Raw genomic sequence first — 24,071 nt, 5'->3', positions numbered from 1 at the left:
ATTATAATGACCTGATGGTCCGAGAGCGCCGCGATCCCGAACAACGTCCGTCCCCCGAGGCGCTGCTGGAAGCAGCGCGCCGGGAGGAGAGCGCGAGCGGCAAGCTGAAAATCTTCGTCGGCGCCGCTCCCGGCGTCGGCAAGACCTACGAGATGCTGCAAAGCGCCCACGCCAAGCGCAAGGCCGGTATCGATGTCGTGGTCGGCTTCGTCGAGACCCATGGCCGGGTTGAGACCGAGGCGTTGGTGCGAGGGCTGGAAGTGATCCCGCGCAAGAAGCTCGATTACCGCGGCCAGATCGTCGAGGAGATGGACCTCGACGCCGTGATCGCGCGGCGGCCTCGGATCGCGCTGGTCGACGAACTCGCCCACACCAACGCAGCCGGCAGCCGGCATCCGAAGCGATATCTCGACGTCGAGGAGTTGCTGTCTCACGGCATCGACGTCTATACCGCCGTCAACATCCAGCACATCGAAAGCCTGAACGACGTCGTCGCGCAAATTACTCATGTGCGGGTGCGCGAGACCGTCCCGGATTCGGTCTTCGATCGCGCCGATGCGATCGAGCTGATCGACCTCACCCCCGACGATCTGATCCAGCGGCTGAGGGAGGGCAAGGTCTATGTCCCCAAACAGGCCGAGCGCGCGCTTGATCATTATTTCTCACCGGGCAATCTGACGGCGCTGCGCGAGCTCGCGCTGCGGCGCACGGCCGAGCGGGTCGACGAGCAGCTTCTCACGCACATGCAGGCGAATGCCATCGCCGGCCCCTGGGCCGCAGGCGAACGCATCCTTGTTTGCGTCAGCGAGGATCCGCGCGCAGCCGGGCTCGTGCGTTATACCAAGCGCCTCGCGGACCGGCTGCATGCGCCATTCACTGCGGTCTCGATCGAGACGCGGCGGTCGCTCCAGCTTTCCGACGAGGAGCGCGACCGGCTGGCCGATACGCTACGGCTTGCGGAATCGCTGGGTGGTGAAGCCTTGACCATTCCAGCCGTCGGCCGCCGCATCGCCGACGACGTCATCAACTTCGCGCAAGGCAACAACGTCACCCAGATCGTGATCGGCAAGTCGACGCGCTCGCCGTGGTTCGAGTTGACGCGTGGCTCGGTCGTACTTGATCTGGTGCGCCGCTCCGGCAATATCAGCGTTCACGTCATTCCCGGCGACGAGCTCACGAGCGAGCCGGCGCCGAAGACCTCGGTGCAGACGGCGGCGCGATCCGAGCCGTTCGATGCACGGCCCTATCTGAAGGCGCTCGGGATCACGTCGCTCGGCCTTGCAGCAGCGGTGGTCATCAAGCCGTATTTCGGCGTCGAGAACGTCGACCTGATGTTCCTGACCGCGGTGGTTGCCGTGGCCGTCCGCTATGGGTTGTGGCCGTCGCTGCTTGCGAGCGTCGCGGCGTCGCTGGCGTATAACTTCTTCTTCCTGCCGCCGGTCTACACTTTCACCATCACTGATCCAACCAATGTCGCGGCATTCTTCTTCTTCATGCTGATTGCGTTCGTGGTGTCGAATGTAGCCGGGCGGGTGCGGACCCAGGCCGACACCGCGATCGGTCGCATCAGGACCACCGAACAGCTCTATGCCTTCAGCCGCAAGCTCGCCGGCACCGCCACGCTCGACGACGTGTTGTGGGCGACCGCCTATCAGATTGCGCTGATGCTGAAGGTTCGCGTCGTGCTGCTGCTGCCGGAGGACGGCCTCCTGACGGTGAAATCCGGCTATCCGCCCGAGGACCAGCTCGACCAGGCCGACCTTGCCGCCGCCAACTGGGCCTGGAGCAACGATCGCTCCGCCGGGCGCGGCGCGGATACCCTGCCGGGTGCAAAACGGCTGTTCCTGCCGATGCGGACCGGCCGCGGCCCGATCGGCGTGATCGGCATCGACAACGATCGCACCGGTCCGTTGCTGACCCCGGACCAGCGCCGGTTGCTCGACGCGCTGGTCGACCAGGGCGCGCTCGCGATCGAGCGCGTGCTGCTGGTCGAGGACATGGACCGCGTCAAGCGCACCGTCGAATCCGAGCGGCTGCGCTCGGCGTTGCTGACCTCGATCTCGCATGATCTGAAGACGCCGCTGGCCTCCGTGCTCGGGGCCGCCTCGACCATGCGCGATCTCGCCAACGCGCTGTCCGACACCGAGAAGCGCGATTTGCTGGCGACCGTGATCGACGAGTCTGAGCGGCTCAACCGCTTCATCGCCAATCTGCTCGACATGACAAAACTCGAGTCCGGCGCCATCGTACCCAATACGGCGCTGCACGATCTCAGCGAGATCGTCGGCAGCGCGCTGCGACGGGCAGCCAAGATCCTGACCGCGCACAAGGTGGAGCTGGTGCTGGCCGCCGATCTGCCGATGCTCCAGTTGGATGCCGTATTGTTCGAGCAGGTGCTGTTCAACCTGCTCGACAATGCTGCGAAATATTCATCGCCCGACACGACGATCTCGATCACGAGCCAGCGCGAGCGGGATCAGGTGATGCTCCAAATCGCCGACGAAGGCGACGGCATCCCGCCCGACGAGCTTGAGAGCGTGTTCGACAAGTTCTATCGCGCGCAGAAGGGCGATCATGTCCGTCCCGGCACCGGGCTCGGGCTCGCCATCTCCCGCGGCTTCGTCGAGGCGATGCAGGGCACGATCTCGGCCGCCAACCGCAGCGACCGGAGCGGCGCCATCCTCACCATCCGTCTGCCGGTTCCCGCACAGACTAAAGCATTGGATACCGCCGCATGAGTGCTGCCCCGATCAAGGTTCTGGTCATCGACGACGAGCCGCCGATCCGAAAACTACTGCGGATGGGATTGACGACGCAGGGCTATGAGATCCTGGAGGCGTCGAACGGCAAGATGGCGCTCGAAAAGCTCACCGAAGATCCCGCGCTGATCATTCTCGATCTTGGCCTGCCCGACATCCAGGGCCATGAGCTCCTGCGCACGATCCGTGCCCGCAATGAAGCCGTGCCGATCGTGGTGCTGTCGAGCCGCGGCGACGAGGCCGGCAAGGTGCAGGCGCTCGATCTAGGCGCCGACGACTATCTGACAAAGCCGTTCGGCATGGACGAGCTGCTGGCCCGACTGCGCGCCGCGCTACGGCATCAGCTTCAGGTTCAGGGCGAGCGGCCGGTTTTTCGCACTGGCGATCTCTCCGTCGATCTCGTCCGCCGGATCGTCAAGCTCGGTGAGCGCGACGTGAAACTGTCGCCGAAGGAGTATGATCTCCTGCGCGTGCTGGTGCAGCACGCCGGCAAGGTGCTCACCCATCGCTTCCTGCTCAAGGAGCTCTGGGACGAGCTGACCGACGCGCAATATCTCCGGGTCTATGTCCGCCAGCTCCGCCAGAAGATCGAAGCCGATCCCGAGCGGCCGCAATATGTGCTCACGGAGACGGGGATCGGGTATCGGCTGAAGGCAGGGGATTGACGGGGTCTCTCAACCCGCCTTCCGGCGCCCCGCCGCGGACCTTTGCATCTTCTTCGCAGCTCGTTGTCGTCCCGTCGCGTGGCGCGCGTGGGACTTGGCCCGCGCCTTCCCTCCACCGCGCCCCTTCAAGCTCTGCTTCAAAGCATCCATCAGGCTGACGACGTTGCTGGGCTTCTCCTCAGGCTCGGGCAGCTCGATTGTCTTGCCGCTGGCCTTCCGCTTCACCAACGCCTTCAGCGCGTTCTCATACTCATCCTTGAATTTGGCGGGATCGAAATGCGCCGCCTTGGTGCGCAGGATATGGCCGGCCAGCTCGACCATGTCCTTGGTGATCTTCGGGGTCTTGATGTCGTCGAAGAACTCATCCTCGTCGCGCAGCTCGTACGGGTAGCGCAGCGTCGTGCCGAGCAGCCCCTTGCCGAGCGGTTCGATCGCGATGACATGCTCGCGGTTCGTCAGTACGATCTTGGCGAGCGCCACGCGCCCCTCGTCCTTCATGGCGTCGCGGATCACGGCAAAGGCATCGACCGCGGCCTTGCCCTCGGGCGCGATATAATAGGGGTGGTTGAGGTAGCGCTGGTCGATCTCGTCGCTCGGCACGAAGCTCTCAATGTCGATCGTATGATTGCTCTCGATCTGGACCGCCTCGAGCTCCTCCGGCTCGATCTCGACATATTTGCCCTTGCGCAGCTCGTAGCCGCGGCCCTTCTGATTGCTCTCGACGACGTCGCCGGTCTCGGAATCCACCATCTGCTGCTTAAGCCGGTTGCCGGTCTCGCGGTTGATCATGTGAAACCGCGTCTTCTCTGCCGCCGTGGTCGCCGGGTACAGCACGACCGGGCAACTAACCAGCGACAGCTTCAACGTTCCCTTCCAATAGGCGCGGGGAGCCATTTCATTCTCCAGTGATTTCAAGGCTTTTCAGGAACTCCAACCGGGCTCCGGGGTTTTGGTTCCGGGTGGGACTTTTGCCGTGATAGGCTGAAGCGCCGAAAGTGATGCGGGTCCGGTCGTGCTGCGAAAACTCTCCACCTATCGACAGAAACGCGATTTCGAACAGACGCCGGAGCCGTCCGGTGAGTCAGCGGTCGCGCCGTCGAAGCAACGACGCTTTGTCATCCAGAAACATGATGCGACCCGGTTGCACTACGATTTCCGGCTCGAATTCGACGGCGTCTTCAAGTCCTGGGCGGTGACGAAGGGGCCTTCGCTCGATCCTCACGACAAGCGGCTCGCAGTCGAGGTGGAGGACCACCCGCTCGACTACGGCGATTTCGAAGGCACGATTCCGGAAGGCCAGTATGGCGGCGGCACAGTGATGCTGTGGGACCGCGGCACCTGGGAATCCGATGATCCCGAGCGCGGCTTCAAGAAGGGTGACCTCAAGTTCACGCTGCACGGCGAGAAGCTGCACGGCAGTTGGGTGCTGGTGCGCATGCGCAACGATCGCACTGGCGGCAAGCGCACCAACTGGCTCCTGATCAAGCATCGCGACGACTATGCGCGCGAGGGTGAAGACATCCTCAACGAGGACAAATCGGTCGCCTCTGGTCGCGCCATGGCCGAGATCGCCGACGGCAAGGGGAGGGCACCAAAGCCCTTCATGCTGGCGAAGGGCGCCAAGAGCAAGGCTGATGCGGTCTGGCAGTCGAACCGCGCCGAGGAGACGAAAGGGCGCACGATAAAGCCGGCGCCTCGCACAGCGTTGAAGGCACGCAAGACCACAAAGAAAAAAGCGACGACCGCGACGACCGCCAAAAAAGTCTCGGAGATGCCGGACTTCATGGCGCCGCAGCTCTGCACGCCAGTCGAGCGCCCACCGTCCGGCGATGGCTGGTGCCACGAGATCAAGTTCGACGGCTACCGCGTCCAGCTTCGCGTCGAGGACGGCAATGCAACACTCAAGACCCGCAAGGGGCTCGACTGGACCGACAAGTTTGCGTCGATCGCGAAGGAAGCGGGTTCGCTGCCGGACGCGCTGATCGACGGCGAGATCGTTGCGCTCGACCACAACGGCGCACCGAATTTTTCGTCGCTTCAGGCTGCGCTGTCGGACGGCAAGACCGAAGATCTCATCTTCTTTGCCTTCGATCTGCTGTTTGCGGAAGGCCTCGATTATCGCCGGCTGCCGCTGGGCGAGCGCAAGGAACGGCTCAAGAAGCTTCTGGAAGCGCGTAGGCGGAAGTCGAGCCAGATTCGCTATGTCGAGCATTTCGTCAGCGGCGGCGATGCAGTGCTGCAATCGGCCTGCAAGCTCGAGCTGGAAGGCATCGTGTCGAAGAAACTTGACGCGCCCTACCGCTCGGGGCGGACGGAGAGCTGGACCAAGGCAAAATGTCGCGCCGGCCATGAGGTCGTGATCGGCGGCTGGAAGACGACGGCAGGGAAATTCCGCTCGCTGATGGCCGGCGTCTATCGCGGCGATCATCTCGCCTATGTCGGCATCGTCGGCACCGGCTTTGGCGCCGACAAGGTCAGGCGCATCATGCCGCTGTTGAAGGAGGCCGCGTCGAACGACAGTCCGTTCGGCGGCAAGAATGCACCCAAGAAAACCCGTGATGTGCATTGGCTGAAGCCCGAGCTCGTCGCGGAGATCGAGTTCGCCGGCTTCACTGCCGACGGCAATATCCGCCAGGCCGCCTTCAAGGGGCTGCGGCAGGACAAGCCGGCGGAGGAGGTCGAGGCGGAGACGCCTGTTGACACCGCGCTCGCCAAGCCTGCTGCCAGAAATCGCGCCCCAGCGAAGCCCGGCAAAGGAAAAGGCGCCGGCGCTGCCGAGGTGATGGGCGTCGTCATCTCGAAGCCGGACAAGGAGCTATGGCCGGACGGCGGCGATGGCGAAGGCGTGACGAAGCTCGACCTTGCCCGCTATTTCGAGGCGGTCGGCAGCTGGATGATCGTGCATCTGAAGGGGCGTCCCTGCTCGATCCTGCGTGCGCCCGATGGCATCGGCGGCGAAAAATTCTTCCAGCGTCATGCCATGCAGGGCTCATCGAATCTGCTCGAACTCGCCAAGGTCGCGGGCGACCGCAAGCCCTACCTGCAGATCGACCGCGTCGAGGGCCTTGCCGCGGTCGCGCAGATCGGCGGCCTGGAGCTGCATCCCTGGAATTGCGCGCCTGACGCCTATGATACGCCGGGTCGGCTGGTGTTCGATCTCGATCCCGCTCCGGACGTCGATTTTGCCGATGTCGTCGAGGCGGCGAAGGAGATGCGGCAGCGGCTGACCCATGTCGGCATGGAGAGCTTTTGCAAGACCACCGGCGGCAAGGGCCTGCATGTGGTGGTGCCGCTGCTTCACGGCGCGCGCGACAGAGTGGGCTGGAAGGAAGCCAAGGCTTTTGCGCAAGGCGTCTGCCAATGGATGGCCGATGATGATCCCGAGCGCTATCTGCTCAACATGTCGAAGAAGCTGCGCAACGGGAAGATCTTTCTGGACTATTTGCGCAACGATCGTTTGTCGACGGCCGTGGCGCCGCTATCGCCTCGCGCGCGTGATGGTGCGACTGTCTCGATGCCTGTCATCTGGGCGCAGGTGAAGAGCGATCTCGATCCGAAGCGATATACGGTGCGGACTGTGCCGGGTTTGCTGGCGCGCTCGAAAGCCTGGGAGGGATATGATGATGCTGCCGCGTCGATCAAGGCCGCGATGAAGAAGCTCGCGGGGAAGAAGTAGGGTGGGCAAAGCGAAGCGTGCCCACCATCTTTCGTGCACTGCGGCAGGAGGTGGGCACGGCGCATTGCGCCTTTGCCCACCCTACGAAGCCGCCGGCTAGATCCGTCCCAGCAACAGCAATATCAGCAGGATAACGATGACGAGCCCGAGGCCGCCGCCGCCGTAATAGCCGGTGCCATAGAACGGGCCACCGCCGATGCCGCTGAAGCCGCCAAGCAGGGCGATAACCAAGATGATCAGAATGATCGTACCGATAGACATGATAGTCTCCTCCAGCCCTTTGGTGAAAGGGTCGTTGCACCTGTCCCGTTGTGCGAGGGCAACTTGCCGCAGGTTTTAAAGTTCCGCCGATGAAACACGGCGGCAGGTCCTAGTTGCATGGAACCTTTAGTGTCTCGTCCGGCATGACTAGGTGAGGTTCATCCAGCACGGGGTAGGGCCATGTCAGCACCGCTTGTCGTTTCCATTCCGCATCATCTCGGCCGCGAGGAGGCGGTGCGTCGGCTCAAGACCGGGCTCGGCCGCGCCGCGGCCAGCATTCCCGTAATGCAGGTCGAGGAGGAGCGCTGGAGCGGCGACACCATGAATTTTCGCATCCGCGCGCTCGGCCAGATTGCAAGCGGGCAGGTCGATGTCGCCGACGACCACGTCAAGGTTCAGGTGGTGTTGCCCTGGCTGTTGCAGCGCTTTGCCGAGATGGCGCAAGCCACGATCCGCAAGCGCGGCCAGTTGCTGCTGACGAAGGACGGGGGAAAGTAGCGTTCAAATGCGGACGCGCTGTCGCGCAGGCCTTGCAGCGCTTGTGGTGCGCGCCTCGATGACAGCAGCGGGAAAATCGCGAAAGGCCTGCGAGAGCGGCAATTCATTTTCCACGAGCCCATGTGCGGCATAACCGGCGATATCAACAGTCGCGTCAAAGCCTTCCGGCACGAGCCATTCGCGGCCGGCTTGCGTGAATGGCGCAAATTGTCGTCCGATTATGACGATTGCTGCGTTGCCACGGTGGTGGCGGGCGAAGGCGATGACGTGATCCGCGTGCGTGCCCCGTACGTCGAGCGGCTGGTAGTCGCCTTGCGTGAAGACGTCGGCGAGCCTGCCGCGCAGCTTGAGCAGGTGCTGCGTCCAGGCGAGCTTGATCTGACCGTCAGGCCAAGCCTTGATCAAGCTGCTCCAATCCGGATTGTCGAGCGAGCCCAGCGCTGCGTGACGCGCGGCAAAGTCCACCGGGCGGCGGTTGTCCGGATCGACCAGCGACAGGTCCCAGAATTCGGTGCCCTGATAGAAGTCGGGAACGCCCGGCAACGTCGCCTTGAGGGTAAGCTGGCCCAACGAATTCAGCGCGCCGAGCAGTGCGACGCGGCGGGCCAGGGTTTGCAGCGCTTCCAGGAATTCGGCGGATTGTGCGGGATCGAGGATCTTCTCGATAAAGCTCCGAACCCCCGACTCGTAGGCCTCGTGCGGATTGAGCCAGCTCGTCTCTTCCTTGCCCTCGCGCGAGGCCTTGAGCGCATAGGCCTGGATGCGCGCGACGAAATCGCGCTCCGACCCCTCAAGCGGCCAGGCCCCGAGCAGGGTCTGGTAGAGCATGTATTCGAAAGTCGCCGACGGCGCGCGCCAATTGCCGTGGAGGGTGAGGTGCGGTGCGTTCAGCACCTTCCAGCGCGAGACCGCGCTGGTCCATTCGCCGGGAATCTCGCTGAGTGCGGCGATCCGCGCACGAGCGTCCTCGCCGCGCTTGGTGTCGTGGGTGGCGGTTGCCGTCATGCCGTGCGGCCATTCTTTGGCGCGAGCCTTCATCGCCTCGTGGAAAGCGGAGATCGCAAGGCCTGTGCTTGCGGGATCACCGCCGACTTCGTTGAGGGCGAGCAGCCGGTGGAATTGGTAGAACGCGGTGTCCTCCAGCGACTTCGCCATCATCGGCCCGGTGAACTGCTGCACTTTCAGCGCAAAGCGGCGCACGCGCGGCGCGCTGTGCGGGGGACGGCCGGGCTTGAGCAGGTCCATGGTCAACGCATCGCGCAGGAAGTCGAAAATGCCCTCGTCCGCGGCGAACCATTCGGCACGGGCGCGCTCGATGGTCTCGTCGATCAGCTTCCGGTCGAGCGAAGTTGGGCTGCTGTGCGTCAGATATGTGCGGTACACCGGGAAATGCAGCACGTAGAGCTCGAGTGCCTGCCGCAAGCTGTCGGCGGAAAAGTCGCGGGTCGAGTAGTGCCCATTGGCGATGCGTGCGAGCAGGCGCGTCAGCACGGTGAATTCGCTGGTCAGCAACGTCTCCAGCACGCGCCGCTTGGCGTCCTTGACGTAAGGCGTGAGCCGCGGCGGCCGGTTGCTGACCTGTCGCCAGGTCTCGTCCAGCGCGTCGAGCCCCTTGGCATCGACCAGCACCTGGGTGATGACGTTCATCCATTCATAGCCGGTGGTGCCCTGAATGCCGGCAAAGTGCGGCAGGCGCTCGTGCTCGCACAGGATCTTCTCGATCACGGTGTAGAACGGCTTGGTCGCGCCTTGCGCATCGCGCACCAGCCGGCGCAGCCGCTGGCAATATTGTGCGGGATCGCGTAGGCCGTCGATATGGTCGAGGCGAATGCCCTGCAACTTGCCGTCGGCGATCAGTTGCTTCACCAGCCGATGCGTGGCGGCGAAGGTGCCGGGATCCTCGACGCGCAGGCCCGCGAGCCCATTGACGTCGAAGAAGCGGCGGTAATTGATGTCGCTGGAGGCGAGCCGCCAATGACCGAGCTTGTAGTGCTGGCGTTCCAGCAGATGATGCAGCGCCAGCGTCTGCGCCGGGCGATCCTTTGCGGCCCGATAGGCAGCGAGACCGTGTGTGACGATGTCGGCAGCACCCATGATACCCCTAAGCTCGGCCTTGAAGCTAGGTGCTTCCTTGCGGTTGGGCCGGCGCAATCCCGTGTAGCGAGTCGCGAGCGAAAGCAAGCGCTTGCCAGCCTCGGTTTCGGTGGCGTCCGCCTCCTTCACGATCAGCCGCAGCATTTCGCCATATCGCTCCGGCGCGATCGGCAGGCGATGCTCGAAATACCAGGCGGAAAAGCTGCCTTCGTCGGAATCATAGCGCAGCTCGATATCGCCGCGCTCGAGCGCTTCGCCATAGGACGAGCCGAGGATCGGCAGCAGCACGCCGCCGCGAGCGCGGTGCGGCAACAGATCCCAGTCGATATCGAAGGCGACCGCATGCGGCGAGGTCTGGCCCCATTCCAGCACGTCCAGCCACCAGGGATTGTCGGCAAAATGCACGCCGACATGGTTCGGCACGAAATCGATGATGAGGCCGAGATCATGTTTGGTCAGCGCCTCGCTCAGTCGTGCGAAGCCGGCCTCGCCGCCGAGCTCGGGATTGAACTGGCCGTTATCGACAGTGTCGTAGCCGTGCGTCGAGCCCTTGCGAGCCTTCATCACCGGCGAGGTGTAGAGATGCGTGATTCCCAGGGCTTTCAGATAAGGCACCACCGCGGTGGCCTTGTCGAAGTCGAAATCCGCGGTGAGTTGCAGGCGATAGGTCGCGAGGGGGATGGCGGGAGCCATGCTAACCTCCGAGACGCCAGTTCACCGACCAGGGCGGGAGCCGGTCGCCGGCCGCGCCGCCCCAGATCGGCGCGCCTGCATTGTTGTCGGATTGCGTGATGTCCTTGTCCGACAGATTTGCCGTCAAGTGCAGCGTTGCGCCGTCGCCCATGCGCCAATGCGCGGTCAGCAAACCATTGTCCGCCGCCGCGGCATCGCCGAAGCGCGCGCCCTTCAGCCGAGGCGTGATCTCCTTGCGGCGAACTGCGAGCAGATCGCGGACAAGAGCCAGGCGCGCCTCCTGCTCCGGCGTGTGGCCCGTCCAATCGAGCACGGCCGATTGCAGCGTGGCCGGATCGAAGGGGTCGGGCACATCGTCGCCGTACTTCTCATAGGCCCAGGCATATTCCTGCCGGCGGCCTTTGCGCACGGCGTCGGCCAGCCCGCCCTGGAAGTCGCAGAAGAACGGGAAGGGCGCCGTCGAACCCCACTCCTCGCCCTGAAACAGCATCGGCACCATCGGTGCGAGCAGCGTCACCGCGAGCGCGGCCTCGATCTGCTTCGATGACGCCAGGCTCTCCAGCCGGTCGCCCAGCGGGCGATTGCCAATCTGGTCGTGGTTCTGAAGAAAATTGACGAAGGTCGCCGGCGGCAGCTCGCCGCTCGGCTCGCCGCGCGGCTGCTTGCCCCAAAATTCCGAGATTTCGCCCTGATAGATGAAGCCCGACGCGAGCGCGCGTGCGAGGTCCATGCGCGGGGTCTGGTAGTCGGCATAGTAGCCGCCGAGCTCGCCGGTCAGCATCACATGCCAGGCGTGGTGATAGTCGTCGTTCCACTGCGCGCGGTATTTGCCGTTCGGCGGCTCCTGCGCGGCATCAAGCAGGCTCGCGCGATTGTCGCCGTTCTCCAGCACGAGATGGATGTGTCGTCCCGTGGCCTTGGCGAGTTCGCCGGCGGCAACGCTCAACTCCTGCAACATCGACTGCTCGCCGGGCAGCGCCATAATGTGGTTGGCGGCATCCAGCCGCAGGCCGTCGAAGCGATAGTCGGTGAGCCAGGACAGCGCGTTCTCGACCGCAAATGCGCGCACCTGCGGCACGCGATAATCGATCGCACTGCCCCAGGGCGTGTGCGCGTCGGTGAAGAAAGTCGGCGCATAGCGGCCGAGGTAATTCCCCTCGGGGCCGAAATGATTGTAGACGACGTCGAGAAACACCATCAGCCCGCGCAGATGCGCCTCGTCGATCAGCCGCTTCAGATCTTCAGGACGGCCATAGGCGCTGTCGGGCGCATACCACAGCACGCCGTCATAGCCCCAGCCGCGGCGGCCGGCGAAATCGGCCAGCGGCATCAACTCCAGCGCAGTGATGCCGGTTGCTGTGAGATGATCGAGCTTGTCGATCATGGCGCGGTAGGTGCCTGCCGCAGTGAAGGTGCCGACATGAGTTTCGATCAGCACCGTCTCTTCCCAGGGACGGCCACGCCAATCGCTCGCGCGCCAGGCGAAGGCGTCATGATCGATCACTTCGCTCGGACCGAACACGTCCTCAGGTTGGAAAGCCGAGGCCGGATCGGGCACATCGATCTCGTCATCGATCCTGAACTTGTAGGCGCTGCCGGCGGATAGTCCCGGAATGTCGGCGACATACCAGCCATCCTGCCGGCGCTGCATCGCGTGCCTGCTGTCGAGCAGCAGGTCGACGCGGCGCGCGCCGGGCGCCCACAGGCGGAACGATACGCCGTCCTTCGTCGGCCTTGCGCCGAAGGATGGCCTCATAGCGCCCCCGCGAAGGCGAGCACGGAGCGGGGCGGCGCCTTGCTGTCGCTTCCGGGCTGGAAGTCAATCGTGTTCAGCTTGGCTTCGGTCGTGTTCAGGATCTGCTGCCAGCTCTTGTATCCGGTCATCTTGGGCAATTTGAATGTGATCTCTTCGGGGGCGGCGTTCAGAATAATAAAGATCGCGGCGCCACCCGGTTCCATCGGCCCCATCACATAGGAGAGGAACCGCCCCTCCGGGAATTTCCAGTCGTTCTCCGTCATCTCGTCACCGGCGGGCGTCAGCCACAGCACGCCATAAGCGACGCCATCGGCGGGCCGGCCGTCGAGCCAGCGATGGCTGCGGAGCTGAGCGAACCGACGCCGGATGTCGGCGAGATGAGCGACGAAATCGATCATATCGTCGCCCTCCTTACCGAGATTATCCCAGCCAACCCAGCCGACCTCGTTGTCCTGGCAATAGGCGTTGTTGTTGCCGGACTGCGAATTGCCGACCTCGTCGCCGGCGAGAAGCAGGGGAATGCCCTGCGCCAGCATCAAACATGCCAGCACGTTCTTGCGAAGCTGCCGGCGCAGCCCGAGGATATTTGGATCGTCGGTCGGGCCCTCGACACCGCAATTGTTGCTGTGGTTGTCGTTTGAGCCGTCACGATTGTCCTCGCCATTGGCTTCGTTGTGCTTCTCGTTGTAGCTGAAGAGGTCGGCGAGCGTGAAACCGTCATGAACGGTGATGTGGTTTATGCTGGCGCGGGGCCGCCGTCCGTCGTGGTTGAACAGGTCGGACGACGCCGTCATGCGGCTGGAGATGTCGCCGATCAGGCTGCCTTCGCCGCTCCAGTAGCGACGCATGGCGCTGCGATAGCGATCATTCCACTCCGACCATTGCGAGGGGAATGCGCCGACCTGGTAGCCGCCGAGGCCGAGGTCCCAGGGTTCGGCGACGAGCTTGACGGTGGCGAGCACCGGATCCTGCCGGATCGCAGTCAGGAACGAGATGCCACGATCATAGCCGTTCGGTCCGCGCGCGAGCGTCGTGGCGAGATCGAAGCGGAAGCCATCGACATGGCAAACTTCCACCCAATAGCGCAGCGAATCCATCACCATCTGGAGCACGCGCGGATGGGTCAGGTTCACCGACGAGCCGCAGCCGGTGAAGTCGTCGTAGAAGCGCGGATTCTCGCGGTTCAGCCAGTAATAGGACGCGTTGTCGATGCCGCGGTAGCACAGCGTCGGGCCGAGGTGGTTGCCTTCGGCGGTGTGGTTGTAGACGACGTCGAGCATCACTTCGATGCCGGCATCGTGCAGCCGCGCGACGGTGGTGCGGAAGGAGTCGAGCGCATTGTCCTGGGCGTAACGCGGCTCGGGCGCGAAGAAGGACAGCGTGTTGTAGCCCCAGTAATTGGCGAGCTTCTTCTCCACCAGCATGCGGTCGTCGACGAAAGCATGGATCGGCAGCAGCTCGACCGTGGTGACCCCGAGCTTCTTCAGGTGCTCGATCATTGCGGGCGACGACAGGCCGCCATAGGTGCCACGCAGGTTCGGCGGAACGTCGTCGCGCTTCTGCGTCAAGCCCTTGACGTGGGCCTCGTAGATGATGGTGTCTTCCCAGGGGATGTTAGGCCGGATCTCGCGGCGGCCCCAGTTGAAGGTCTCGTCGACCACGACGCCCTTGGGCATGCCGCGGGCGTTGTCGCGCCGGTCGAACGACAGGTCTTCGCGCGCGCTGCCGGTGCGGTAGGCGAAATGTGCGTCACTCCAGACCAGCCGTCCGGCGAGCCGCTTGGCATAGGGATCGAGCAGCAGCTTGTTGGCGTTGAAGCGATGGCCGTGCTCGGGCTCATAGGGGCCGTGCACGCGGTAGCCGTAGAGTTGGCCCGGAGAAACGTCGTTGAGATAGCCGTGCCAGACATCCTCGGTGCGCTCGGGCAGCTCGATGCGTTCGAGCTCGCGGCGGCCCTGGCTGTCGAACAGGCACAGCTCGACCTTTTGCGCATTGGCGGAAAACAGCGCGAAATTGGTGCCACGTCCGTCCCAGCTTGCACCGAGGCGTGCGGGCGATCCAGCAGTCAGGCGCATGTGTCAGCTTTCCGGAACGAGGAAGATCGCGGCGAGCGGCGGGATGGTGAGGCGGAGCTCGGCGGCCTTGCCGTCAACGGCATGAACCTCGCCGATGTTCCCGACATTGGCGCCGCCATAATGGGCGGAGTCCGAATTGAACACCTCTTTCCACTTGCCGGCAAACGGCACGCGAACGCGGTAGTTGCGATAGACGTTGGGTGAGAAATTGACGACCACCAGACACCGCGCCTGCTCGTCAACGCCCTTGCGCATCCAGGCGAACACGTTGCGGTTGGCGTCGTCCGTGATCAGCCATTCGAAACCGGCCTGGTCGCAATCCATCTGGTGCAGCGCCGGCACCGCGCGATAGACGCGGTTGAGATCGCGGATCAGCGCCTGGATGCCGGAATGGTTCTTGTGTTCGAGCAGGTGCCAGTCGAGCGACTGGTCGTGATTCCATTCGCGGCTTTGCGCGATCTCGGCGCCCATGAACAGCAGCTTCTTGCCGGGATGGGCGAACATGAAGCTGTAATAGGCGCGCAAATTCGCGAAACGCTGCCACTCGTCGCCGGGCATCCGGCCGAGGATCGAGCGTTTGCCGTGCACGACCTCGTCATGCGACAGCGGCAGGATGAAGTTTTCCGAGAAGGCGTAGTGCAGGCCGAACAGGATGTCGCCGTGATGATGCTTGCGATGGATCGGATCCTTGCTGATGTAATTCAGCGTGTCGTGCATCCAGCCCATATTCCACTTGTAGCCGAAGCCGAGTCCGCCGAATTCGACCGGGCGCGAGACCTGCGGCCACGCAGTGGATTCCTCTGCCGCCGTCGTCGCTTGCGGGAAGCGCGCGAATAGCTCGGTGTTGAAGCGGCGCAGGAATGCGATCGCCTCGATGTTTTCGCGGCCGCCATACTGGTTCGGAATCCACGCACCCGGTGGGCGGCTGTAGTCGAGATAGAGCATGGAAGCGACCGCATCGACGCGCAGGCCGTCGATGGCGTAGCGTTCGAGCCAGAACAGCGCGTTGGACACCAGAAAGTTCGTCACTTCGGTGCGGCCGTAATTGTAGATCAGCGTGCCCCAGTCGAGGTGGCGGCCCTGGAGCGGGTTGGCGTGCTCGTAAAGCGAGGTGCCGTCAAAACTACCGAGCCCGTGCGGATCGTCAGGGAAGTGGCCGGGTACCCAGTCGAGCAGCACGCCGACGCCTTCGCGGTGGCAGGCATCGACCAGCGCGGCAAAATCCTCAGGCCCGCCGAAGCGGCTGGTCGGCGCATAGAGGCCGGTCGGCTGATAGCCCCACGAGCCGTCGAACGGATGCTCGCTCACGGGCAAGAATTCGAGATGGGTGAAGCCCATGTCGCGCGCATAAGCCGGCAGCTGCTCCGCCAACTCGCGATAGGTCAGCCATTCATTGTCGCCCTTGCGTCGCCACGAGCCGAGATGAACTTCGTAAATCGACATCGGCGCCGACAGCGCGTTGATGCCGTCGAGTGCCGGCCGCGGACGGGCGAGATGCGCCTCGTCGAAGACGATGGAAGCCGTCTTCGGACGGACTTCGGCCGCGAATGCCATCGGATCGGATTTCAGCGGCAACTGATGGCCGTGCGGCCCGACGATGTCGAACTTGTAGTGGTCGCCGGCCTTGGCGTGCGGGATGAACAATTCCCAATAGCCGGCCCCGCGCACCCGCATGGCATGGCGCCGCGCGTTCCAGAAATTGAAGTCGCCGACCACGGCGACGCGCCGCGCATTCGGCGCCAGCACCACGAAGCCGATGCCGTCGACGCCGTCGAGCGTCATCGGATGCGCGCCGAGCTTGTCATAGAGCCGCTGATGGGTGCCTTCGCCGAGCAGATAGAGGTCGAAATCGGTCAGGATCGGTGGAAAGCGGTAGGCGTCCTCGAACTCGACGACGTCGTTGCCGAACTTCGCGCGCAATTGGTAGTGCTTGGAGCCGTTGGGCAGCGCGCCTATGAACAAGCCCGCATCGTGGACGCGATCGAGCCTTGCCACTTCGCCGTGCTCGCCGACAGCCTCGACATCGACGGCTTCGGGCAGGAACGCGCGCACCACGCTCTTGCCGCCCTCGGGATGCAGTCCGAGATAATGGAAGGGGTCGGAGTGGCGGCCCTCGATGATCGCGTAGGCTTCGGCAGGCAGTTTAGGCATGTGCTTCGCTCTCGGCATTGGACAGAATGCGAAGCAGCCCGGTCAGCGGCGCATTGAGCCCCTCCGGCCGGTGGGACAGCTCGTACTCTACTTCGTCGAACGCTTGATCAAGCAGGAAAAACCTTAACAGCCCTTCCGCAGATCGTGGATCATTGGGCCATAGCCGCCGGTCGGTCATGGCCTCGCGATAGGCGGTGAGGAAAGTGGCCGTGGCGCGCTCGCGCCATTCGCCGAGCGCGGCTGTGAGCCGGTCCTGCTCGTCAGAGGTGCCATTGAGCGCGCGATTGAGCGCCGCGGCTGCCGCCAGCTCGATCGAGCGGACCAAGCCAGCAACGTCGCGCGCGGCTGGGGCCTTGCGCCGCTTCTCGGCCAGCGGCAGGCGCGGATCGCCGTCGAAGTCGATGATGAAGATGTCGTCCTTCACAATCAGAGTTTGCCCGAGGCGGAAGTCGCCATGATGACGGATGTTCAACCCGCCGATGTCGGATGGCAATAGCCGGGTCAGCCGGCCGGCCAGGGTCTCGCGCGCCGCGGCGATCTGGTCGACCAGCGGCCGGTCAGCCTCCCGCAGGCTGCTGCGGCTTGCGGCCAGCCGCTCGAAAACACGCTCAGTGCGTGTCTTGAGCTCCGAAATCCAGCGCTTGACGTGAGCCGGGCCGATCGCCTCAGGGGCAAGATCGGCGGGCTTGGCGACGGCCAGTGCCATATGCAGCTCGGCGAGCCGCCGGCCGGTCTGCGCCAGATGGTGCAGATAGGGCGCCTGGTCCTGATTCTCGCGCGGCGTGTCGCTCGCGGTCAACAGCCGCTGCTCGTCGACATGACGGTCGAGATAGCTCGCGGTCACGGCCCAGCCGTCGCCCTGGTTCTCGACATAAGCATGCAGCACGCCGAGCGCGCTGCGGCTGTCGCCTTCCACCAGTTCGACGCTGCCGAGCAGCGCCGGCGCATGAGCGAAACGGGCGACCTCGGTGAGATAATGGCCGAGCTCGATCTCGGGATTGATGCCGCTTTCGAGCTGGCGATGGATCTTGGCGACGTATTGATTGTCGACCAGCGCGGTGCTGTTCGACTGCTCGATCGCGCGGATGCGTTCGGGCTCCTTGATGGTGTATTCGGAGAACAGGCTGGTCGGCTTGAACTCCAGCCGCAGATTGTTCTCCTCCACCACCAGTTTCTGCGACAGGTTGCGCAGGAACAGGCCGATGAAGATCTGGTCGGTCGCGACGTCGAGCAGCGTACCCTCCCGGGCGCCCTGGCGCACGGCGGCGAGCGCCTTCGGGTTGAAGCGCTCGCGGTCGAAGCGCACCCATTCGATCTGCATCGGCACCACGTAGCGCGTGGTGACGTCGTGTTGTGCCGCTTCGAAGAACGCGATCCAGGGTCGGTTGTCGCCGATGTCGCAGAACGGCACCGCCGAGGTCAGCGTCGGCTGGATGTGCTTGGGATTGTTCTCCGGATACCACCGTGTGCGCGACAAGAATCCCGGCAGCACGTCGCGCTCGAACATGCCGCGTTCGCGGGCGAGCGAGACCCAGGTCGAATTGACCGGCACCACCAGCGTCTCGAATTCCGGCACCGCGGTTGGCGTCACCGGCTCGGACTTGTCGCGCTCCTGGAGCTGGAACCAGTAGAAGCCGTAGGGCCCGAGCGTGACCATATAGGGCTGCTCGCCGATCGCGGGGAAGCGGCTGCGGCCGAGCATTTCCTGCGGGATGCGGTCCTTCCACGGCGACAGGTCGAGCTGGGTTGCTTGCGCCGCACGCGAAAGATTGGCGACGCAGAGGATCACCTCGTCGCGATACTGCCGGACATAGGCGAGCACGGAGCGGTTGGCCGGGCGGATGAACGTCATGGTGCCGCGGCCGAACGCGAGTGTCGATTTGCGCACCGAGATCAGCCGCTTGGTGGCGCTGAGCTGCGAGGACAGGCTGCGCGACTGCGCCTCGACATTGACTGCTTCATAGCCGTAGACGGGGTCCATGATCGGCGGCGCGTAAAGGCGGGCCGGATCGGCGCGCGAGAAGCCGCCGTTGCGATCCGGGCTCCACTGCATCGGCGTGCGCACGCCATTGCGGTCGCCGAGATAGATGTTGTCGCCCATGCCGATCTCGTCACCGTAATAGATGATCGGCGTGCCCGGGAACGACAGCAGCAGCGAGTTCATCAGCTCGATCTTGCGCCGGTCATTGTCCATCAGCGGCGCAAGCCGCCGCCGGATGCCGACATTGATGCGGGCGCGGGGATCGTTGGCGTAGGTGGTCCAGAGATAGTCACGCTCGACGTCGGTCACCATCTCCAGCGTCAGCTCATCATGGTTGCGCAAAAACAGCGCCCATTGGCAGCTCGCCGGAATGTCCGGCGTCTGGCGCAGGATGTCGGTGATCGGAAAGCGGTCTTCCTGCGCGATCGCCATATAGATGCGCGGCATCAGCGGGAAGTGGTAGGCCATGTGGCATTCGTCGCCGCGGCCGAAATATTCCTGCACGTCCTCCGGCCATTGATTGGCTTCGGCCAGCAGCAGCTTGCCCTTGGAGTAGGCATCGAGCTCCTGGCGCAGGCGCTTGATGATCGCATGCGTCTCCGGCAGGTTCTCGTTCGAGGTGCCTTCGCGCTCACAGAGATAGGGAATCGCGTCCAGCCGGAAGCCGTCGACGCCGGCATCGAGCCAGCGCTTCATCACCTGGATGAGGGCGCTGACGACGCGCGGATTGTCGAAATTGAGATCCGGCTGGTGCGAGAAGAAGCGGTGCCAGTAGAACGCGCCGGCCTCCGGATCCCAGGTCCAGTTGGATTTCTCGGTGTCCGTGAAGATGATCCGCGTGCCCTGGTATTTCTGGTCGGTGTCGCTCCAGACATACCAGTTGCGGGCGCTCGAGCCTGCCGGGCTGCGGCGCGCACGCTTGAACCAATTGTGCTGGTCGGATGTGTGGTTGACGACGAGCTCGGTGATGACGCGCAAGCCGCGCTTCTGCGCTTCCTGGATGAAGCGCTTGAAATCCTTCATCGTCCCGAAATCGGGATTGATCGAGCCGTAATCGCCGATGTCGTAGCCGTCGTCGCGGCCGGGCGAGGGATAGAACGGCAGCAGCCAGAGCGCAGTGACGCCGAGGTCCTGGAGATAGGACAGCTTCTCGGTCAGCCCCGCGAAATCGCCGATGCCGTCATTGTTGCTGTCGGCAAACGCCTTGACGTGGAGCTGGTAGATGATGGCGTCCTTGTACCAGAGCTCATCCACGGTCTCGGCAGCCTCAGCCTTCTTGGTATCAACGGAAGATAAAACATTCATGGCGTTGAGCCTTTACGCCAGGCAGCGGAACAAGAGCGCCGGATCGCGGTCGGGATCGATACGCAATTTGATCCCGCCCCATTCGATGCGGGACTGTTCGCCGGTGAGGAGATTTTCGAATGCGGTGACGTGGCGGCGTTCGCCGCCGACGTCGATGGTGAGGTCGCCGAGCGGCAACCAGAACTCGCGCGCGTGGCGCGAGAGGGCGATGACGGCGACGACCGTGTTGGCTGGGTCGGTCGCCTCCTTCGCGAAGGCAATGGTCTTGCCGTCCTCAATGGCGAGGAAGCGCAAATTCGTCGTCTGCTGAAGTGCCGCATTGTCGTTGCGGACGCGGTTCAGCTCGGTGATGTACGGCTTGATGTTGCCTGCCTTGTCCCAGTCGCGCTGCTTGATCTGGTATTTCTCTGAATCGAGATATTCCTCGTGGCCGGGCACGGCCTCGTGCTCGAGCAGTTCGAACCCGCTGTAGACCCCATAATTGCCCGACAGCGTCGCGGCCAGCGCGAGCCGCGACTTGAATGCCCAGGCTTCACCGCTCTGGAGATGATAGGGTAGCAGGTCCGGCGTGTTGACGAACAGGTTCGGCCGATAGAACTCGCGCTCCGGATAACGCGTCAGCTCGCCGAGATATTGCTCGAGCTCCCATTTCCCAGTCCGCCACGGGAAATAGCTGAAGGACTCTGCAAAGCCGAGCTTTGCGAGACCCTTCATCAATTTCGGCCGCGCAAAGGTTTTGGAGAACAGGATCACCTCGGGATGCCGGCGGCGGATGTCCTGGATCAGCCATTCCCAGAACGGCAACGGCGCGGTGTCGTGATTGTCGATGGCGAAGATGGTTACGCCATGGTCGATCCAGAACAGCATGGCGTCGCGGAACGCGTTCCACAGCCCGATCCGGTCGACGGATGCGAAATCGGGGATCGCGATATCCGGATAGGGTCCGTCCGCCGCCCGCACCGAACGATCCGGCCGCCATTTGAACCATTCCGGATGCTGCGTCAGCCAGGGATGATCCGGCGAGCACTGCACGGCAAAATCGAGCGCAAGCTCGAGGCCGTATTCGAGACAGGTCGCGACCAGCGCGCGGAAATCCTCGATGGTGCCGAGCTCGGGATGCAGCGCATCGTGGCCGCCCTCGGCGGCGCCGATCGCATAGGGCGAGCCGGGATCGCCTTCGGTCGCGACCGCTGTATTGTTGCGGCCCTTGCGGCGGGTGCGGCCGATCGGGTGGATCGGCGTGAAGTAGAGCACGTCAAAGCCCATCGCGGCGATATCGGGCACGCGCGCGATGCAGTCGCGGAGCGTGCCGTGCTGGCCCGGCACGGTACTCTGGCTGCGCGGCATCATCTGATACCAGGCGCCAAAGCGCGCTCTGTCGCGGTCGACGATCAGCGGGAAGAGGAGAGAACGGGTCAGGTCAGGCCGCGGCTGGCTCTCGGACATGGCCTCGCCGAGCTCGGTCGCGAGCAGCGGAGTGAGCTCGCCGGTTTGAAGGTAGTCCTCGCATTGCCTGACGATGACATCCGCGGCGTCTTGCCGCGCGCCATGCGCCTTGGTCAGCAGGCCGGCGCCCTCGATCGCATCGAGGCTGACGTCGGCGCCGGAGAGCTGCTTCCGCTCCATCCCATGACGCCAGGTGGCAAATTCGTCGGTCCAGGCTTCAATGGCATAGACATATTGCCCGGGCTCGGCCGGCACGAAGGCACCGGACCAGCGGTCATTGCCGTGATGGATCATCGGCTCGCTCCGCCATTCCCGCTCCTGCTCGCCGCGCCAGATCAGCGCGGCACTGACCACGTCGTCGCCGTCGCGATAGACGTCGGCCCAGACCTCGACCCGTTCGCCCGCGATCCGCTTCACAGCGAAGCGGCCGCCATCGATCGACGGATAAACGTCTTCGATCAGGAAAGCGCTGCCTGAAGCGGCACTCTCGACAGTTTGAATTGTCTTGTTCACGGTGATGCCATTGACAAGAAAGCAGGGGCCCGTTTCCCTTGTCGGGAACCTACGCTTGGTACCTATATAGAAAGCCGCTTGTGTGTCATTAGTTCCCACTGGGAACGGCAGGCGCGGTTTGTGACTTAACCCTGACTAACGTCTTCCGCGATCTCGTTAAAATCGATACCCCCGGCCAGACAATGGCCTGCAAACCGCGTGCCGAATGGATCTTTTAGCTCAAGCCCAGATCAAGGGTGTTCAGTCCGAATTCGTCGATGCCCTCGGAAAGCTGAGGGTCACCGATCCCGTGGCCCTCAAATCCATCCTCGACGCCCTGCCGGAGAAGCGGGTCTACCGCTTCGTCAGCGGGCCCGTGGTGGTGCGCGCCTTGGGGAAACCGCGCACCGAATTGGCGACGACTGGGGCTGTGCCGCTCAAATGGAAAATCAGCGGCAGCGGCCAAATCACCGGCAACGTGATCGCGCAAGGCGAGACGCGCGAACCGGTGATCGCCTGGCCAGCCGGACTGCCGCTCGGTTACCACCGGTTGACACTCACCGATGCTGCCGGCGCGATGGAAGAGGTGCCGATGATTGTGGCGCCCGAGCGTGCCTTCGGGGGCGATTTCGACCGTGGCTGGCTGCTCGCGGTGCAACTGTACAGTGTCCGCTCCGACCGCAATTGGGGCATCGGTGACTTCACCGATCTTGCCGGTCTCGTCCGGCTCGCAAAGCGGCTCGGCGCGGACGGCGTCGGGCTCAACCCGCTGCATGTCCTGTTCGACAACCAGCCGGGCGATTGCAGCCCGTATTCGCCGAACAGCCGGCTGTTTCTCAACCCACTCTATATCGACGTCGAGGCGATCCCGGAATTTTCGGCAGACCTCATCCCCGATGCGGCCGCGACCGCCGCGCGGCTGCGCGAAGGCAATCGTGTGCCCTATACGGACATGGCGGCGCTGAAATGGCTGGGCTTGCGCGCCGCCTTTGACAGCTTCGTGAAAAGCGCGAGCGGTGTCCGCCGCAACCAGTTTGATGCCTTCCGGGCCGAACGGGCGCCGCTGTTGTCCCGCTTTGCCTGCTTCGAGGTGCTGCGGCATCGATTCACCGGACCGTGGTGGGAATGGCCGCCGGAGTGGCAGCAGCCGAGTGAGGCGAAATGCGCCGAGCTGCGCAATGGTCCCGACAAGCACGAGGTCGAATTCGTCGAATTCGTGCAATGGACCGCAGATAGCCAATTGCGTGGCGCCAAGGAGCTGGCCGGCGAGCTCGGCATGCGGGTCGGGCTTTATCTCGACGTTGCCGTTGGTGTGCAGTCCAACGGCTTCGACGCCTGGAACGAGCAGCTGGCGATCTCGCGCCATCTCGCGGTCGGTGCACCGCCGGACGTGCTTAACACCGTCGGCCAGGATTGGGGCCTCGCCGGCTTCAACGCGGGTGGGCTCGAGGCGCAGTCCTTCGTGCCGTTTGCCGAGATGCTGGCCGCATCGATGCGCCATGCCGGGGCGATCCGTCTCGATCATGTGCTGGGGCTGAAGCGGCTCTACCTTGTGCCGCGCGGCTTCAAGCCCGACAATGGTGCCTATGTGCAGATGCCGTTCGAGGCGCTGCTTGGCGCGGTGGCGCAGGAGAGCGCGGCCCACAAATGCATCGTGATCGGCGAGGACCTCGGCACGGTGCCGGAAGGTTTTCGCGAGACCATGCAGGATTTCGGCATCTGGTCCTACCTCGTCATGATGTTCGAGCGCGACGACGCCGGCCATTTCCGCAATATCGACTATTACCGGCCGAACGCGCTGGTCACGCTGAACACGCATGATTTGTCGACCTATGCCGGCTGGCGCTCGTTCAGCGATCTCAAGATGAAGCTCTCGCTCGGGCTCGATCCCGGCGAGAACGAGCAGGCGCGCTGGGACGCGCTCGGCCTGCTCGACGAGATCCTGCGCCAGAACGGCATCAGCGCCAACGATCTCTATTCGGTGCTCGCCTTCCTGTCCCGCACGCCATCGCGGCTGTTGGCGGTGTCGCTGGAAGACCTGCTCGGCGTGATCGACCAGCCCAACATTCCCGGCACGATCGACGAGCATCCGAACTGGCGCCAGCGTCTTCCCGTCACACTCGACAAGATCGCCGCCAGGGTTGATCTCAAAGCTTTGAAAGCCGCAACGCGGGAACGTTCCCTGACCGGCGGGAGTTGATCCGCGGGGATTCCTTAAG

13 protein-coding genes are annotated in these 24,071 nt (G+C 63.8%); 5 read left to right on the top strand and 8 right to left on the bottom strand.

Translation table 11 applies throughout. From position 1 onward, the window contains the following. Positions 1-14: 14 nt before the first annotated feature. On the top strand, positions 15-2,738 hold the full coding sequence (locus UB31_RS31570; RefSeq protein WP_045013645.1) for a DUF4118 domain-containing protein: 2,724 nt from the start codon (positions 15-17) through the stop codon (positions 2,736-2,738). Continuing rightward, the gene (locus tag UB31_RS31565; protein WP_045002064.1) at positions 2,735-3,424 is read left to right on the top strand and encodes a response regulator; all 690 of its coding nucleotides are present in this window, start codon (positions 2,735-2,737) and stop codon (positions 3,422-3,424) included. The genes UB31_RS31570 and UB31_RS31565 overlap by 4 nt, the downstream gene beginning before the upstream one ends. Positions 3,425-3,433: 9 nt before the next feature. Here UB31_RS31565 and ku read toward each other — a convergent pair whose 3' ends face one another. Continuing rightward, entirely contained in the window at positions 3,434-4,318 is an 885-nt protein-coding gene (gene ku / locus UB31_RS31560; RefSeq protein WP_045013644.1) for a non-homologous end joining protein Ku, read from the bottom strand. A 118-nt stretch (positions 4,319-4,436) separates the two neighbouring features. Between ku and ligD the strand changes: the two genes are divergently transcribed. After that, positions 4,437-7,100, top strand: a complete 2,664-nt coding sequence (gene ligD / locus UB31_RS31555; RefSeq protein WP_045013643.1) for a DNA ligase D — start codon at positions 4,437-4,439, stop codon at positions 7,098-7,100. A gap of 96 nt (positions 7,101-7,196) precedes the next feature. Here ligD and UB31_RS40830 read toward each other — a convergent pair whose 3' ends face one another. After that, complete coding sequence (locus tag UB31_RS40830) at positions 7,197-7,361, bottom strand: DUF3309 family protein (RefSeq protein WP_007595743.1); 165 nt, start codon at positions 7,359-7,361, stop codon at positions 7,197-7,199. Between the two features lie 180 nt (positions 7,362-7,541). Between UB31_RS40830 and UB31_RS31550 the strand changes: the two genes are divergently transcribed. Further along, positions 7,542-7,859, top strand: a complete 318-nt coding sequence (locus UB31_RS31550; protein WP_045013642.1) for a polyhydroxyalkanoic acid system family protein — start codon at positions 7,542-7,544, stop codon at positions 7,857-7,859. Between the two features lie 3 nt (positions 7,860-7,862). Here the strand turns inward: UB31_RS31550 and treY are convergent, their stop codons facing one another. The 6 genes from treY to UB31_RS31520 are packed head-to-tail and all read right to left on the bottom strand — an operon-like array spanning position 7,863 to position 21,873. Further along, on the bottom strand, positions 7,863-10,646 hold the full coding sequence (treY, locus tag UB31_RS31545) for a malto-oligosyltrehalose synthase (RefSeq protein ID WP_045013641.1): 2,784 nt from the start codon (positions 10,644-10,646) through the stop codon (positions 7,863-7,865). Between the two features lies 1 nt (position 10,647). Then, complete coding sequence (gene treZ / locus UB31_RS31540; protein ID WP_045013640.1) at positions 10,648-12,402, bottom strand: malto-oligosyltrehalose trehalohydrolase; 1,755 nt, start codon at positions 12,400-12,402, stop codon at positions 10,648-10,650. Beyond that, on the bottom strand, positions 12,399-14,477 hold the full coding sequence (glgX, locus tag UB31_RS31535; protein WP_045013639.1) for a glycogen debranching protein GlgX: 2,079 nt from the start codon (positions 14,475-14,477) through the stop codon (positions 12,399-12,401). The genes treZ and glgX overlap by 4 nt, the downstream gene beginning before the upstream one ends. A gap of 3 nt (positions 14,478-14,480) precedes the next feature. Further along, positions 14,481-16,628, bottom strand: coding sequence for a 1,4-alpha-glucan branching protein GlgB (glgB, locus tag UB31_RS31530; RefSeq protein WP_045013638.1), 2,148 nt, complete (start codon positions 16,626-16,628; stop codon positions 14,481-14,483). After that, positions 16,621-19,914 (bottom strand): maltose alpha-D-glucosyltransferase, encoded by a 3,294-nt coding sequence (gene treS, locus UB31_RS31525; protein WP_045013637.1) that lies wholly within the window; start codon positions 19,912-19,914, stop codon positions 16,621-16,623. Before treS ends, glgB begins: the two co-directional genes overlap by 8 nt. Before the next feature lie 12 nt (positions 19,915-19,926). Next, positions 19,927-21,873, bottom strand: a complete 1,947-nt coding sequence (locus tag UB31_RS31520; protein WP_045013636.1) for a maltotransferase domain-containing protein — start codon at positions 21,871-21,873, stop codon at positions 19,927-19,929. 205 nt (positions 21,874-22,078) lie between these two features. On the opposite strand from UB31_RS31520, the gene malQ reads away from it, so the two are divergent. After that, entirely contained in the window at positions 22,079-24,052 is a 1,974-nt protein-coding gene (gene malQ, locus UB31_RS31515; protein WP_045013635.1) for a 4-alpha-glucanotransferase, read from the top strand. Positions 24,053-24,071: the final 19 nt, after the last annotated feature.

This window comes from Bradyrhizobium sp. LTSP849 (assembly GCF_000938255.1).
In the GTDB taxonomy this organism is placed as follows: domain Bacteria; phylum Pseudomonadota; class Alphaproteobacteria; order Rhizobiales; family Xanthobacteraceae; genus Bradyrhizobium.
The sequence above is the reverse complement of the archived record's forward strand: the minus strand, read 5'-3'. Positions and strand labels throughout refer to the sequence as shown.